The sequence below is a fragment of the Bacillus cereus group sp. TH152-1LC genome, assembly GCF_027710505.1.
In the GTDB taxonomy this organism is placed as follows: Bacteria; Bacillota; Bacilli; order Bacillales; family Bacillaceae_G; genus Bacillus_A; species Bacillus_A mobilis.
Genome location: NZ_JAQFNK010000007.1, coordinates 72,185 through 87,442, shown reverse-complemented (window position 1 = coordinate 87,442; position 15,258 = coordinate 72,185). Strand labels below are relative to the sequence as shown.

Here is a 15,258-nt window from a genome sequence, read left to right as displayed (position 1 = left end):
TATTATACAACTTCTTTGTTACATCAATGTGACAGAAAAATATTTAAACCTTTTCAGGGTATAGTAAAAACGAGGTGTTGTATTATGATTAAAAAAATCGGGGTCATTACTCTTCTTTGTTTCTTATTATCAACAAATGTGTTCGCAAATACAAATCAACAAATTGAAGTATTTGATTGTCAAAAAGAAATGGTCGTTCAAAAACAATCTTTAGATCCAGCTATTCAAAAAGAAGCTGTTCAATATGCTAAATCCATTACTGGCCCGTTCAAAAATTTAAACGTCGTTCCAAAAGATGGTCACATGATAAAAATCCCATTATCTAAACCAGTTTCTATTACAAATCAATGGTTACATACAACAATTGATGAAGTACTTATTCTTCTACCACTTAATCAAAAACCTTATATTATGCTTTACGATGATGAAAATAATCCGCACTTTTATTATGTGAAAGGTGATCCGAAGGGGTTATTGAAAGAAATGAATGTTAAATTATAATGTAAGAAAGATCCCATAAATATCATTTGTGGGATCTTTCTTTATCAGTTAGCAACTGCATTTTCATTTAAAAAATGAATAATCTGTCTTTTATGATGGTTATCATGCTCTATAAATTCTTTAATAATATAAATAAGAGAATACGGCGTTCCAGTATGAGGACAGTGTGATACTCCATTGGCTGTTAAAGGTTTCTTTAGTTTTTCATCATGCAGTAATCTAAGTTCTTTTACGAGTAACTCTCTTTTAGCTTTTGCTTCTTAAAGAAGTCTCATCTTAGATATTCCTGATTTAGCATAATTAGATGCTAGTTTATTATATGTATCAAAATCAGGAAACTCCATTCCCTGTCCTTCTCGCACTGATGATAATGTCTCACGTAATAGATAGTCATCCCAGTTCATAATATGAGATACGATCTCACCAACTGTCCATTTCCCCTCTGATATTGGTGCCACCCACAATTCCTCTTTCATACCTTTCAATGTATTTATCCAAATTGAATATTCATTGAAATCATTAATAATTTTATTTTCTCCCATTATCCAATTCCCCATTCTAATAGTAGATTCATATAAATTATACCACCCATCCGCCTAAAAACAGAACAAAAGTTCCGATATAAGAGATAAATAAAAATTCACTACATCCTTTTATATATGTTCATATAATGACTCGCTCCTACATATTTTGTCCCTTTCACAAATCCACTTGAAGTATAAAATTTGTCTCCCGGTTTTGTATCTGTATGTGAGACAACAATATTAAAATATTTTTTCGCATCGCTTAAAATTCGCAATAACAGTAACCTCCCTACTCCTTTCCTTCGGTATTCTTTTGCAATATAAAATCTCCTTACCCTACCAATCTTATTGTTTTCTGTATATGGATCTTCATTTAACCCTCCTATTCCAATTAACTTTTCCCCTTGAAAAATACCATATAAACATTCACCAGTTTTATTAAACGTGTTTATTTTATTTTCATATTCACTTATAAGTCTTATTAGGAAATGAAATCCTTCTTCTTTGCTTTCTTGGACAAGATAATCGTGTTCATATATCATTAAATCTTCTATTTGTTGAATATGTATATCTTTCAATTGATTTCCCCCTTAATTTGAAAATACATAAAAATGCTCAAGAATCATTTATTCTGAGCATTTTTATGATTGTTACTTTATTCAATTCGTAACATGCTTATTCTTTACTTCAGGCAATATCCCCTTCAACTCCAATAAATCATCTATTACTATATCCGCCTGAGCAAGTTCATCTTCTTGTGCAAAATCAAAATTACATCCAATCGCAATCAAGCCATTATCTTTCGCTGCACGTATATCAGATAAACGGTCTCCAACTACAGCTGCTTCTTTTATATCATATTTGTTCAAAATATTTTTTACTAAGTCACTTTTATTAAGTGAGTTTATTTGTTCAATACTAAATGTTTCAGTAACCCATTGGTCTAAATCATAATAAGATACGATTTCTCGTAAATATTCAGTTAAACCATTACTAGCAATATATATTGAACAATTATTTTCTTTTATATATGTAAAGATTTCTTTTACATATGGGTATAATGCACCCTTTCCACTCTTAATATTTTCAATTAATCTTTCTAAAAAATATGCATCTGTTTGTTCTCTTACTTCAAGAGAATGATCTGGTAATAAAGCTTCCCAAACCTTCGGTAACGGAACACCCATGATTTCACGGTATTTATCAATAGGTGTTACCGTATCCCATAATTGTAATGAACGCAAATAATCAAAAGTATCATCTAGCGATAATTCTAAAATTTTATCTGTTTGAAATAACGTTCCGTCCATATCAAAAATTAATGCTTGTAACATTTCATTCTCTCCTTTTGAACTATAAGTATTACTCGATATCTTTTTCAGCATCTCAACGATAATTTCTGAACAATAATTTGCGGCAGTTCTTGCGAAATCATCATAGGAAACTTGAGCTTCATCGTCTGCACTGTCAGAAATACATCGTATAACGAGAAACGGTATATCATTTATGTGCGCAACATGTCCAATTGCTGCGCCTTCCATTTCTGTACAATGTGGTGCATAATCGTCTATTAATTTCGCTTTTAGTTTTGAATCTTCAACAAAACATTCACCACTGACGATTCTTCCTTCATGAACTTCCATATGTAAACTACTACTATCGCATGCAATACGTGCTAACTCTACTAATTCCTTACTTGCGACAAATTCTTCTTGGAACGGGAATAAGTTTTTCATTTGAGTTTTACTTACATCATGATGGGTAACATTCGTTGAAATAACGATATCACCAACTTTTACATCTGGGTGTAACCCTCCAGCAACACCCGTATTGATGATAGCATCTACATGAAATTTATGAATTAATATTTGCGTACATGCGGCTGCATTTACTTTCCCTACACCAGAACGTGTAATAATTACTTCTGTTCCCATGAATTCGCCAATGTAAAAGGGCATTCCCGCAATCGTCTGTTCCTCTTGTATAGCTAGTTTTTCTAAAAGTAAGTCTATTTCAATTTGCATTGCTCCGATAATTCCTATTCTGTTCATGTATGTTGCCCCCTTTTTCACTCTAAATAAGCCTCAAATATTCAGCAATATCTTTAGAAATTTGTTTATAAGCTTTATCCCAAAATGCATAACTTGTTATATCTATTTCAAAATGTTTTTTCATAAGCTCTTCCACTGGAGCTTTTCCTGTTTCTCGTAAAAACTCTTTGTATTTTAAATGAAAAGTACTTTTACTTTCTTTAGCTATTTCTAATAAACTAAAACTAGCTAAATACCCAAATATATATGGATAATTATAAAAAGGTACATCTGCTATATAAAACTGAACATATTTCATCCAAACAAACGGCTGATATTCTAATAATGCATTCCCGTATGCTTTTTCTTGTGCTATTATAGATAACCTCTCGATTTCATCAGCACTTAAAGGACCTTCTTTACATTTTTCATAAAAATTCTTTTCAAATTCAAATGATGCCCGAATTGCCATTACATAATTAAAACAGTTTCTTATTTTCCAACTAAGCAATGATTTTTTCATATCTATACTATCTGTTGTTTGAATTAGATAGTTTAGCAGTATCGTTTCAAAGAAAATAGACGCCGATTCAGCCGTACTCATTGGCAAATAATCATCTAAAAAAGAAGTAGATTGCTCAAAACTCATATTATAAAAATGCCAAGCATGTCCTAGTTCGTGCGCAAGTACTCTTACACTATCGATACTTCCGTCATAACGCATAGAGATTCGTGATTCTTTTTCACTGAAAAATGGAGCACAAAATCCACCAGGTGGTTTATTATCTCTCGGTTCCGCATCCACCCATCCACTCTCTATTGCATTCCGTGCAAATTCTGCTAATTCTTTATCTATATTTTCGAACGCATCGTATATGTTTTGAACTGCTACTGAAAAAGGGATATGAACCTCATTATTTTCCTTTACGGTCATAAGTTCATGCCATGTAATCAAAGCTTCCCCCTTCTTACACACGTTTAAAGCACTTACTAATGTATCAAGATTTTCTTCTGTCGCATTCCACATTTGTAATAATACAGTTTCAGAAATACCATTCGCATGTAGAGATTGCGTTAAAATCTCTCTTTCTTCTAATTCATTACTCTTTGTATTGCGTAATCTCCCTATTTGATTTAAGACAGTAGCGAAGATTTCTTTTTCCTTATGTAAGGCACTTGTTAATAACTCGAATACTTCTAATCTTTCCTTTTCATTATCACTATTCAGTGCAATGTTATTTGCGTGACCAAATGATAATTGTTTATTATTGTGCTCTATTTCTATCTTATTTCTTAATTGTATGTACATATTTTCCCATGCATCAAGTTCATCTTTTATTAAATTAGTATTAAGATTATTGGAAGTTTCCATTTCACTTTGCTGTATTACTTGCTGCACTTCTCTTTTCAAATCTTTTACTGTCGTAAACGCTATAGCAAGTTCAGATGTAACACTTTCTTCAGCCGATCGGCAATACATATAGTATTCTGCTTTTTCAATAGCTTGTATAAGTTTTGAAAGAATCTCTACATCTTTTGTCACATAATATTGTTCTTTCAACTCCAATATTGGAGTTAGAATATCCTCAATTGGATACAATTGATCTAAATCCCACCTAGCAATTTCTTGCATTTTTATAGCCGCCTCCTATTTTTACAAATAGTTACAGATGTTTCTCCCCTCACAATTATAAATGAAATGTAAAAAAATTAATATCTTTAAATATTTAGATTTCTATAAACACATTCTTATTTATATTCTTTTCCTATGCTACTGAAACACATATAACATAAACAGATGAATGGTATTGCTGCTGGAAAAAATATTAATTTCTAATAAAAGAAAAATCCGCCATATCAAACAGTAATTATAGAATAGTAATAAAAAAGGTTATCCAAAAAGTATAGAATATACTACTCTTTTGGATAACTCTTTACAATTCATAAGAATTTTGGCTAAACTGCATTATAAATCCATTTTATTTTCAGCTGATATTTTAAAATACTTTGCAGATAATTTATAAGAGCGATTTTCATTATAAAAGTTACCTAATTCATAGGAGAATTCAGCAACTAAACGCTGTTGGCTTTTTTCTACTCCTACTTCAATTGCTTTTTGCATATTTTTTTCATATTCATAATAATCCCCACGTATTTTGAATACTTTAGCTTTCAAACCATATAGTTGGACAAATGCAATTGGCACATCATAAATCGATAAAAAACGAAATGCTTCATTCATAACTTTATTAACATTTTTCCAATCTTTAAGTTCTATGTAAATCTCCAACATGTTTCGTAACGCATATACTTTTTGATCTTTCTGTGATAAAAATTCACTTAATTCCAAAGTTTTTTCGTAGTATTTAATGGCATTCGTATAGTCTTTCAAGCCTTGATAAATTTTCCCGTAATCATATGAAATTATAGGTAAATACTTTGAATCACCATTAATAGCCAAACTTTTTTCTACTTGCTGTAAAATTTCAAGTGCCTTTTCATATAACTCATCCATAATATACAATATTGCAAGCATTAAAAGTGTATTTATTACGTTTTTCTGCATACCATTTTTTCTGTATACGTTGTAAGCTTTTAAGGCATACAAACGACTAATACTTTTATCTTTATAAAGCTCCTTATATACATGACATAAATTATAGTATATATGACCATGTTGTTCAGTTTCTTCTACACCAAGTAAACTCTCTGCCTGTACATAAATATCATGCGCAGCAATGTAGTCTTGTTTATTATAAAAATATAAACCTCGGGCTTTTAAGTAATAAATATAATCTTCTGGATCTTGTAGTTCGACCTGACTTGGTATCATTTGCGAAGCTTGATCTATAAGCGACTTTACATGTAAAACGTTTTTTTGTCGGGCATAATAATATATAAGTACACCATATACCTTTAGTAATAAATGCATTGAATCCACTTCACGAACGTATAATTCTAACAAAGATAAGTCAGCTTCTGTAATACTTTTATCTTTTTTATATTTATTACATATTTTAAAAATAGTAAACTTTATCTCCTCTTAATTTCCATTTATAAGATAATCGCTCTTAACTTCTAACTTTTTAGAAACCTTCGTTATAAAAGAAGATGATGGTTTGATTTTCCCACTCTCAATTCTACTTAAATAGGTTACTGAGCATATTTCTGATACGAGCTCCCCCTGTGTCAATCCTTTATGCATACGAACTTGCCGAATACGTTCCCCTATTTCCATCTTTCTACTCTCCCTGCTTAACCATTTCATACTTTTTACTAAATAAGCCATTATGTATTGCTTAATCTTTCATACTAAGAAAATGCATAACTTTACAAATGTAAAAAAATGTATCATGCATTTTAATTTTACATTCATACTATGATTATTTCTAGATACTTTGTTAAATTTAATGGTTAAAATTTAGATTTTTCGTCCATTTTTTTCATGTAATTTTACTACTTGTTATTAACAAACACAGAATCATATACTTGAATTACGATAAACTTAATGAAAAGGATTTAACTACATGTAAGCTATCATTCTTCATTTAGATAGTTATAGTTCATTACATTTACCTAATACATAAAAAATATCTATTATATACCAAATAAATTTAATAGATGAATTATTAATATCAAATCCTAGAAATTAGCTTGTCGAATTATTCAATAAAAACGAAAGGATGATAAACATGATTGTAAGATTTAAAGAAGAATCCGCACGAAAAATAGTAAGATATGTTGGAGGCGCTGCTTTACTTTTAATAATCGCTTCTTTCCTTTATCAGTGGAAAAATGACTTAGTAATTGATCAAACTGAAAGAATCAGCTTTGGACTAGTTATCATTACTTTCCTATCTACTTTCTTACCTATTAAAGAGAAAGTTAATAAATAATTATATATTTTATTCACATAAAACAATTAAATTAGATTAAAAAAGGATTGATCAAAAGATCAATCCTTTACTCTACCTCATTTAAGAAGAACAATGTTAACGCACCAGGTCCTGTATGTGCTCCAATTGCTGCTCCAATTGTATTTACGATAAATACTTCACAGCCAAATCTTTCAGTAATTAATGCTTTTAATGCTTCGGCTGTTTCTAAGTCGTCGCCGTGTGTCATAGCGATTGTTTGACCTTTAAGGTCTTTTCCGCGCTCTTCCATAATATCTACAATTCGGCTTAGTACTTTCTTTTTTCCTCTTACCTTTTCAAGTGGTACAAGCTTTCCTTCTTCTACGTTTAAGATTGGTTTAATATTTAGTAAACCACCGATAAAACCAGCTACTTTACTTAAACGCCCACCTCTCACTAAGTACTGTAAGTCAGCTACTGTGAAGATATGTTCTATATGGTTCATTAGAAAATCAACACGTTTTAAAATATCTTCTTTTGATGCACCGTCTTTCGCCATTTTAGCAGCTTCTAATACGACAAGCCCTTGACCAAGCGAGGCACATTTCGTATCAATAATTTCTAAATCTAAATCAGCATATGTTTCTTTCACTTCTTCTTTAATAACAACTGATGATTGATATGTACCAGATAGTTCAGATGAAAAAGCTAAATATATACAAGGATTACCTTCTTTTGCATAAGAAACAAATTTTTCTTGGAAAGTTTCAAGTGAAGGCAATGACGTTCTATAAACAGCGCCTTCTCTCATGTTTTGCAATAATGTAACTGACTCTAATGTAACTCCATCTAAATACTCTGTTTCTGCTTCATCATAAACACGGAGTGGAATTAAATCAATATCATATGCTTGCAGCAATTCTACCGGTAAATCCGCCGCACTATCCGTAATGATTTTAACACCCATTTTTAAACCTCTATTCTGTTATAAATATAAAAAATATAAAATATAAATAGTACTTTTAAATTATATACGTAAAACTTAAATGAAGAAAGGAAAAGACTTTATATTGTATGCACTATTCTTGAAAACTTGAACTGCAAATAAAAATCATCTAAATTTAACCGCTTTACATTCTGTATAATACAAATATATCGAATTTTTCAAAGGAGTGATACAAATGAGTATTCAACTAGCCACATCTAATGATTTAGAATGGATTAATAATCAATATAAATCGATAGGATTTGTACCCAGTGATTTAAAACGCGATATCGTGGCAATCATTACATACGACAATTCGTATGCAGGTGTTGGTCGTTTAGTCAAAATAGATGAAGATACTTTAGAAATGGGCGGGATTTTTATTCTCCCTCAATTTAGGGGACTACAATTAGCTGGTGAACTTGTTTCATTTTTAGTAGAAACTGCGAAGAAATTACAAGTACAGCATGTATATTGTCTTCCTTTTGAAGAATTAAAAGACTTTTATAAAAAATATGGCTATACGGAGGTCGATACTACGAAAGAAGCGGTTCATCCAATTATTCTAAAAAAATATAATTGGTGTTTAGATCATTATGATAAGCATGTTTTATTATGTAAGCTGTAAGTGCGCCTATAGAGGGCGTATATAAAAATATAAATTACTTCTACCAGCCAATAACCGTACTTTATTTGGTCACCATCAGCTTCTACATGTTATACAATCACTACATACGTTTCCTTTTTACCACAATATCACTTTCGTATAAAAGATTAGTTTGTTTAAAATTACCTTAAATCGTATTCCAACAAACTAACCATAAAGTGAATTCCTATATAATACAATTAAGTGATAAAAAGGAGCGTTATTCATGATAGATGTAGTAAGACTCGTTATCTTTATTGTAGTTGCAATTGGTGCCATTATTAATATTTACCTAGAATTTAAAAAACCTAAAAAAAGTATATTCTCGATCGTTTTTCTATTAGTGCTTCTGATTGGATCCTCAGGATTAATCAAAGATATTTTATCCAAACTTTTATAGTCGCTTGATTAAAAATGACTGTTCCGTCAATAATGTAAATAACATGATTGTATTTCTCCATTCTCCCTTGGAGGGGAGCAGTTAGCTTTTGCTAGCTGCTTTTTTATTTAAGACGAATTCATCTATTATCCACAAAATATGTATCATACGCCTTATCAAAAACATACCCTAGCTTCTCAGCTAGTTTAGCAGATGTAGTATTTGCTGCATCCCAGTTTGGATATATCTCTTTTTCTAAACAATCCAAGATTAACGCTGCACTAACTATAGTCGCCAACCCTTTCCTTCTATGATTGAGATCAGTCGCAACTTCAATTTCTATGCCATCATCATAAATGCTGTATGATGATGCACCGCATACAACTTCCCCTTTATACAAAATACTATACCCTATACCTCGATTTACATAATCTTCTACTGATTGAAATTGACTTGTAAAATCTTCAGAAACCTTATGTAATGTAGGGATATTTACGATATGTTCATCTATTCTTCGTAACTCATATCCTTTTGGAAGCGCTGATATAAAAGATTGTAATTTTGAACGATTAAAAACTTCCGCATTACGTTTGAATTTATAGCGTAAAAACTTATCTATTTTTCTTTCATAACATGTTTCTAGGCGTTTTTTCCAATCTTCACTATTTACGATTACTAACATTCTATCAGGAATGTTACGTACTAATTCTTCAGTTTCTTTCACATTCGAATCCCCAGCGTAAAATGTAAAGATCCCTACGGTAACTTGCGCTACTGTTGGATTTTCAAGATCATTTACCCAGGCAGTACCCATATGTCCTTGTAAATAAGAAAGTAATACAACGTTATTGAAATCTTCGAACATAGTAACTAATTTTTCTCTCGTATGTATATTCGCTTCATATATCATTCACATTCCTTCTTTCGTTAGAATCAATGTACTTCTACTTTTTTCATAAGTCCTTTTATTCTACATATAAGCAATCGTCTACTAAAATCCATATAATTATAAATTATTCATAAATATAAAATTATTATAACATCTAATAATAAATAAATGACTGTCCTGTAAAAAGGTTTACAGTTAATATACTTAATAATAATTCGCAATCTATAATCTTTTATTATGTAAAACCCTCAACATTAGTTTAAGGGTTTATTTAAATATATATGTTATAACTCATTCTTATAAACAAATGATTCTGTTCCTCCGTTTTTATATACTTTAGTCACTTTAACAACTGATGTGTACGTATGATCGTCATTCGATATCATCTTTTTCATCTCTTCTATCTCAGTATTACCAGCTCCACTCTCGATTTTCAAACAGTTCGAGATGTTGAGATATCCACTCGATGCGAAAAGAAAAATAAACGTAAGATTTGGGAAATTAATGAACAGTATTCCAAACTTTACAGGATTCGCAGCCGTATCAGATAAAACTAATCGAAAGTTTAATAGTTCAGGCACTTGAACAAAATCTTTCGAAACAATCGCTTCACCTATTATAGTAATTTGTTTTACGACATTCCCCATCTCATCTATAAACTCAGTACAACTAGGTGCATCAATTGTTTTTGCTTGTAGTGATACATTCAATTCTGGATTGTGAAAGTCGAAAAAGAGTGTACTTCCCTCCGTTAAACATTGCGGACACACATTTCCAAGAAGACTAAAATCCACTTCAATAAATTTAACTTTCGTTTTACAACTACAAACCTTTCCTATTTGAATTGCATCAATCCTAGAGCAATCTACAAAGATAACCTCATCGTCCTCTTGTACGAATGATACAATACCTTCCCTCTCATTAAATGAAAGAAAATAAGATACAACAATTTTGTTTCCACCTATTACGATACTCTCCACTTTCGTAAACGGTTCTAGACTTTGTAAAAATTCACATATGCTTTTTTGACAACATCGATGATTTCGTTTCGGCTCACAACCCACTTACACTCCATCCCTTCTCTATATGTTTTATCTAATACATATAATATGAGCGGAATCTGAGAAAAGCTTGGACAATATAACTTTAACGCCAGAATATAGTTACTTATTCATCACGTTAATAATGAAATTACGCTAATAATGAGGAATAGCACATAAATTCTCCTATAAATACATATAACAATTTCATCTTTCATGAAAAAAACGTTATAATAAGGTGTAGCCTCTACGATTACGTTATAAAGGAGAATAAAACAATGGCTAAAATTAAAGTATACCAAGCAAAAGAAGAAAATATGGAAGCAGTAAAAAACATCATTGATGTTGAGGAACAAAACCCAACTGCTGAAAACTTACAAAATCTATATGCATGTGTATTAGAAACAGAAGATATGGCATTGCCTGAATCATACATTGAAGAAGATATCTTAATTGATTCTATGGAAGTTATGGTTAACGCTTCTCAAAGCAAGCTAAGAGACTTAGGTGCATACGATGTAATCGAAGTTCAAAACAAAGGTAAGAAAACACAAGTTTTATTATTAGCAGACGAAGAATACGAAATTATCGAAGGCTAATCTAAATCCGTACATACGAAAAAGCTCCCTTCCAATTGGAAAGGAGCTTTTTCATTACGCTTTTGATGTTTCGCTCTTTTTATTCGTTTGTTGTTTCTTAATTACCATGCGCTCATTTCCCATAAAGAAAATAAATACGAATGCTAAACCAGCTGGTACTAATGCCCACATAAATGTTTGAACAATTGAACTAGAAAGAGCTTCAATAATTTTATCTAATATTTGCGGCGGGATTTGAGATCTTGCCGATTCTGATAGAATAGCTCTTGAATCTCCTAAAGCATTTGTATTCATTCCTCCGCTCATCCCTTTAAATGCTTCTTCTAATTGATCTTGGAAACCTGTTCTTTGGATCATTCCGAAGATTGTAATACCAAGTGTCATTCCTAATGAACGAATGAAATTACTCGTTGAAGTTGCAGATCCTCGCTGTTCCATACCGAAGTTGTGAATAGCTGCCATACTTAGTACAGAGAATGAGAAACCTACTCCAAATCCAATGATAATCATATAAACCGTTAATAATATACGACTTGTTTCTGGCGTTAATGTGCTTAATAAGAATAGTCCAATCAGCATAATAACCGCGGAAATAATCATAATGTTTCGGTAACTAAGCTTCGTCGTTAAAAATCCACCTAATTGCGCTGTTACGACTGATCCTAACATCATTGGTAAAAGTAATAATCCCGAGTTTGTTGCGCTACCACCGTATACACCTTGAATGAACAACGGTATGTAAACAGTTGCTGACATAAATGCAGCACCGTAACATAATGCAATAATAGTACTCATTCCGAATAATCGTTGTTTAAACATTTCAAATGAAATGATTGGTTCTTCTACTTTACGTTCAATAAAAATGAATGCAATAATTAAAATAGCGAATCCGCCAAATAAACTTAAAATAAAGCTAGAATCCCAATCATACTTTTGTCCACCAAGCTCTAAAGCAAACATTAAACAAACTACTGCACCAACTAAAGTAATTGCGCCAAACCAATCAATTTTTTGTTTTCTATGAACTCGTGATTCTTTATAAAAGAATGTAATAAAAATAAGTGCTAAAACGCCAAGCGGTAAGTTAATGTAAAATACCCAGTGCCAGCTAATGTAATCTGTAATATACGCACCAAGTAACGGACCAAAAATACTTGATAAACCAAATACTGCTCCGAATAATCCACCCATTTTCCCGCGTTTTTCAGGAGGGAAAATATCAAAAACAATAGTAAACGCGATCGGTACTAATGCCCCGCCGCCAATACCTTGAATGGCACGATAAATACCTAACTGTGTAATATTTTCAGCAGTACCACAAAGTGCCGAACCAATCATAAAGACAATTAAACCGAAAATAAAGAATCTTTTTCTACCATACATATCTGATAGTTTTCCAAATATCGGCATACCTGCCATTTCTGCGACCATATAGGCAGAAACGACCCATACAAAGTTTTCAAGGCCTCCCAAGTCACCAACGATCGTTCCCATTGCTGTTACGACAATGGTATTATCCATTGATGCCATTAAAATACCTAGCAATAAGCCCGCCACAACAAAGCCGAGCTTATTATTCTTCTCAACCATAATCTTGCTCTCCCTCGTACTACTTATATTTGTTTATGTTCTTTTACGACTGCATTACCTTTTTGGTTAAAACTAGTATGATATTCTACAACACTAATTTCACATCCTGGACCAATAGTAACGTTGTTTCCTCTTACTACTTCAGCAATCGTATGCTCTAAATAAATTTCATCTCCTTCAATGATAGTCGTTTGGAGGCTTCCTGCGTGACTTGTAAATGGAATGAATCTCGCTTTTTTACGAACGGTAATCTTCTTACCACCGATTTCTCTCACTTTGCTTCCTTCATAACGAAGTGAAATTTCAATATTTTCAGCATTAAGTAATCCATCACTTTCAAGACCACCAGTTAGTGATAGTTCTTCCACTTCGATATCTCCTTTCACATTTAAAGCGCCTTTTACATCTACGAAATCACCAGTAAACTTTCCTTTAATTTCTATCATACCTCTTACTTTCGTTTTTTCAATATGAGCATCACTATTCATTTGTGTATTTCCGTAAATTTTTACATATTCCGCAGTTACATTTCCTTGTACTTCACTATCTCCGTACACAACATAATTTTTCACTTTCATATTACCTTGTACATCACTCGTTCCGTACGTTTTAAATTCATTACAACTCATATCATTAGAAATTGTTCCTTCGCCGCGTATCTTCACTTTGTTATAATCCCCGCCTGCTGAACTACCAGAACCATTGACAGTAAGACTATGTTGATGCTCCATATTACTTTTCCCCTCCCATTAGACCTGCTTAATTTCTTTTACATTTGCGCTTTTATCGACAGTAAGAACACCCGTATATTCAATGAGTTCAATCTCACAGTTCGCTCCTACTGTCACATTGTTTCCTCTTACCGTTCTTATGTGAGCATAATCAATATCAATATTGTCACCTTCTAATAATTCAGCCTCTAACTGCATACCAAATACTGATTTAAACAGTCTACTAAAAGTACTTAGTCTATGTTTCACTTTAATCGTTTGACCACCAATTTCTTTCGCTCGACATGTACCGTGAATATTAATATTTATTTCATCGGCGCTTAATAATCCGCCAATTGTAAATTGTCCTTCTGAAGAAAAAGTATCCACTTCGCAATTACCATCAATCGTTGCTTGACCATTGACTTTAAATTCTTCACCAGTGACATTTCCACCAATCGTACCTTTTCCTGCAATTTTTAAACTGTTTGCCTTCACATCTTGCGTAATTGTTGCTTTCCCATCAATTCGCATCGTTTCTGCATGAACTGTGCCATCGACTTTACCCGATCCACTAATTCTTGCATTGCTACTTTTCAAATTTCCAGTAACAGCACCGTAACCGTTACATTCAAACTGGTCACATTCAATATTTCCAGTAACAGTCCCTTTTCCATTTAATTGCACTTTATGAAACTCGCCGCCATTCGATGAACCGTAACCATTTATAATCAAATTATCTGTACGCATACTTTCTCCTCCACTACAACAGTTTCGTTTTTAATGCTTCGGTATATTTCATAATTGCTTCGCGTAAAACAATTTTGGTTCCTTTTTCAAAAATTAAATCCTCCACGTTTGAAACTAAGAAACATGTAGAAATCCCTAACTTTCGAACGATGATTAAATCACAAGTTTTATGCTTAATCGCTTCATAATTTTCACGTAAAACTTGCAGGACCATTTTTCCTTCTTCTAAACTAATCTCTCCCGATTGTAGTAATTCTTCTAACATATGCACATAAAGAATATCTACAAATTGAAACTCTGTTGTTTTATTCGTTTGTTCTATGAAGAATTGTAATACTGGCTCTGATGCAATCCCTTTACGTAAAACGTCTTCCTTTGTTAAAAGGATTTCTCTTACACTCGGTGAAAACATATTCGCTAGTTCATCAAGAGATAAATCTTCTTTCATCGTTTGGATTTTATCAATACGCTCTAATATCTTTTCTTTCGGAAAAAATGTCTCTTGACCCGTGAATGTTGACTTCCGTACAAACCAATCTTCCGGTATTAAATTTTTTCTTTTCCACCTATATAACTGTCCGTATGAAATACCGGTTAGTTCTAATAAATCTTTTTTTGAAATTAAATCTGTACTCAACTGTATAACACTCCTTCCTGATAACAATGTAACATAACACTGTTACGCTGTAAATAGAATTTTATCACAAGTAACGTAACAATGTGTAAAACAACCCTATTTCACAAAAAAAAAGAGTTCT

At 32.0% G+C, this 15,258-nt stretch carries 14 protein-coding genes and 2 pseudogenes; 4 read left to right on the top strand and 12 right to left on the bottom strand.

What is annotated here, in order from left to right; translation table 11 throughout:
• Window positions 1–84 precede the first annotated feature (84 nt).
• Complete coding sequence (locus PDL00_RS17620; RefSeq protein WP_088096686.1) at window positions 85–501, top strand: hypothetical protein; 417 nt, start codon at window positions 85–87, stop codon at window positions 499–501.
• Between the two features lie 44 nt (window positions 502–545).
• Here PDL00_RS17620 and PDL00_RS17615 read toward each other — a convergent pair.
• The 5 genes and pseudogenes from PDL00_RS17615 to PDL00_RS17595 form a co-directional block, all read right to left on the bottom strand.
• Window positions 546–1,043: pseudogene (locus PDL00_RS17615) on the bottom strand (DinB family protein).
• A 101-nt stretch (window positions 1,044–1,144) separates the two neighbouring features.
• Window positions 1,145–1,603 (bottom strand): GNAT family N-acetyltransferase, encoded by a 459-nt coding sequence (locus PDL00_RS17610; protein WP_270730466.1) that lies wholly within the window; start codon window positions 1,601–1,603, stop codon window positions 1,145–1,147.
• An 81-nt stretch (window positions 1,604–1,684) separates the two neighbouring features.
• Window positions 1,685–3,076, bottom strand: a complete 1,392-nt coding sequence (locus tag PDL00_RS17605) for a 5'-methylthioadenosine/adenosylhomocysteine nucleosidase (RefSeq protein ID WP_270730465.1) — start codon at window positions 3,074–3,076, stop codon at window positions 1,685–1,687.
• 22 nt (window positions 3,077–3,098) lie between these two features.
• On the bottom strand, window positions 3,099–4,688 hold the full coding sequence (locus tag PDL00_RS17600; protein WP_270730464.1) for a M3 family metallopeptidase: 1,590 nt from the start codon (window positions 4,686–4,688) through the stop codon (window positions 3,099–3,101).
• Window positions 4,689–5,021: 333 nt separating this feature from the next.
• A pseudogene (locus PDL00_RS17595) lies at window positions 5,022–6,293 on the bottom strand (helix-turn-helix domain-containing protein).
• Window positions 6,294–6,747: 454 nt separating this feature from the next.
• On the opposite strand from PDL00_RS17595, the gene PDL00_RS17590 reads away from it, so the two are divergent.
• A complete protein-coding gene (locus tag PDL00_RS17590; protein ID WP_215586438.1) occupies window positions 6,748–6,951 on the top strand; it encodes a hypothetical protein in 204 nt (67 codons plus the stop codon).
• 67 nt (window positions 6,952–7,018) lie between these two features.
• On the opposite strand, the gene PDL00_RS17585 is transcribed toward PDL00_RS17590, so the two are convergent.
• Window positions 7,019–7,879 carry a DegV family protein gene (locus tag PDL00_RS17585; protein WP_088082017.1) on the bottom strand — a complete coding sequence of 287 codons (861 nt, stop codon included), beginning with the start codon at window positions 7,877–7,879 and terminating at the stop codon, window positions 7,019–7,021.
• Between the two features lie 214 nt (window positions 7,880–8,093).
• On the opposite strand from PDL00_RS17585, the gene PDL00_RS17580 reads away from it, so the two are divergent.
• Window positions 8,094–8,525: a GNAT family N-acetyltransferase gene (locus PDL00_RS17580; protein WP_270730460.1), complete on the top strand. Its 432-nt coding sequence runs from the start codon at window positions 8,094–8,096 to the stop codon at window positions 8,523–8,525.
• A 536-nt stretch (window positions 8,526–9,061) separates the two neighbouring features.
• On the opposite strand, the gene PDL00_RS17575 is transcribed toward PDL00_RS17580, so the two are convergent.
• Both PDL00_RS17575 and PDL00_RS17570 read right to left on the bottom strand, forming a co-directional pair.
• Window positions 9,062–9,832 carry a GNAT family N-acetyltransferase gene (locus PDL00_RS17575; RefSeq protein ID WP_270730458.1) on the bottom strand — a complete coding sequence of 257 codons (771 nt, stop codon included), beginning with the start codon at window positions 9,830–9,832 and terminating at the stop codon, window positions 9,062–9,064.
• A gap of 263 nt (window positions 9,833–10,095) precedes the next feature.
• Window positions 10,096–10,875: a BC_2878 family exosporium-associated protein gene (locus tag PDL00_RS17570; protein WP_270730457.1), complete on the bottom strand. Its 780-nt coding sequence runs from the start codon at window positions 10,873–10,875 to the stop codon at window positions 10,096–10,098.
• Between the two features lie 254 nt (window positions 10,876–11,129).
• Between PDL00_RS17570 and PDL00_RS17565 the strand changes: the two genes are divergently transcribed.
• Complete coding sequence (locus tag PDL00_RS17565) at window positions 11,130–11,450, top strand: hypothetical protein (protein ID WP_001062734.1); 321 nt, start codon at window positions 11,130–11,132, stop codon at window positions 11,448–11,450.
• A 54-nt stretch (window positions 11,451–11,504) separates the two neighbouring features.
• Here PDL00_RS17565 and PDL00_RS17560 read toward each other — a convergent pair whose 3' ends face one another.
• Genes PDL00_RS17560 through PDL00_RS17545 form a run of 4 tightly spaced genes read right to left on the bottom strand, consistent with a single transcriptional unit; the run spans window position 11,505 to window position 15,137 of the window.
• Complete coding sequence (locus PDL00_RS17560) at window positions 11,505–13,040, bottom strand: MDR family MFS transporter (RefSeq protein ID WP_242252731.1); 1,536 nt, start codon at window positions 13,038–13,040, stop codon at window positions 11,505–11,507.
• 23 nt (window positions 13,041–13,063) lie between these two features.
• A complete protein-coding gene (locus PDL00_RS17555; RefSeq protein WP_270730453.1) occupies window positions 13,064–13,771 on the bottom strand; it encodes a cytoplasmic protein in 708 nt (235 codons plus the stop codon).
• Window positions 13,772–13,789: 18 nt separating this feature from the next.
• Window positions 13,790–14,500 carry a bactofilin family protein gene (locus PDL00_RS17550; RefSeq protein ID WP_242256824.1) on the bottom strand — a complete coding sequence of 237 codons (711 nt, stop codon included), beginning with the start codon at window positions 14,498–14,500 and terminating at the stop codon, window positions 13,790–13,792.
• A gap of 13 nt (window positions 14,501–14,513) precedes the next feature.
• The gene (locus tag PDL00_RS17545) at window positions 14,514–15,137 is read right to left on the bottom strand and encodes a YhbD family protein (RefSeq protein WP_270730451.1); all 624 of its coding nucleotides are present in this window, start codon (window positions 15,135–15,137) and stop codon (window positions 14,514–14,516) included.
• Between the last annotated feature and the right edge of the window lie 121 nt (window positions 15,138–15,258).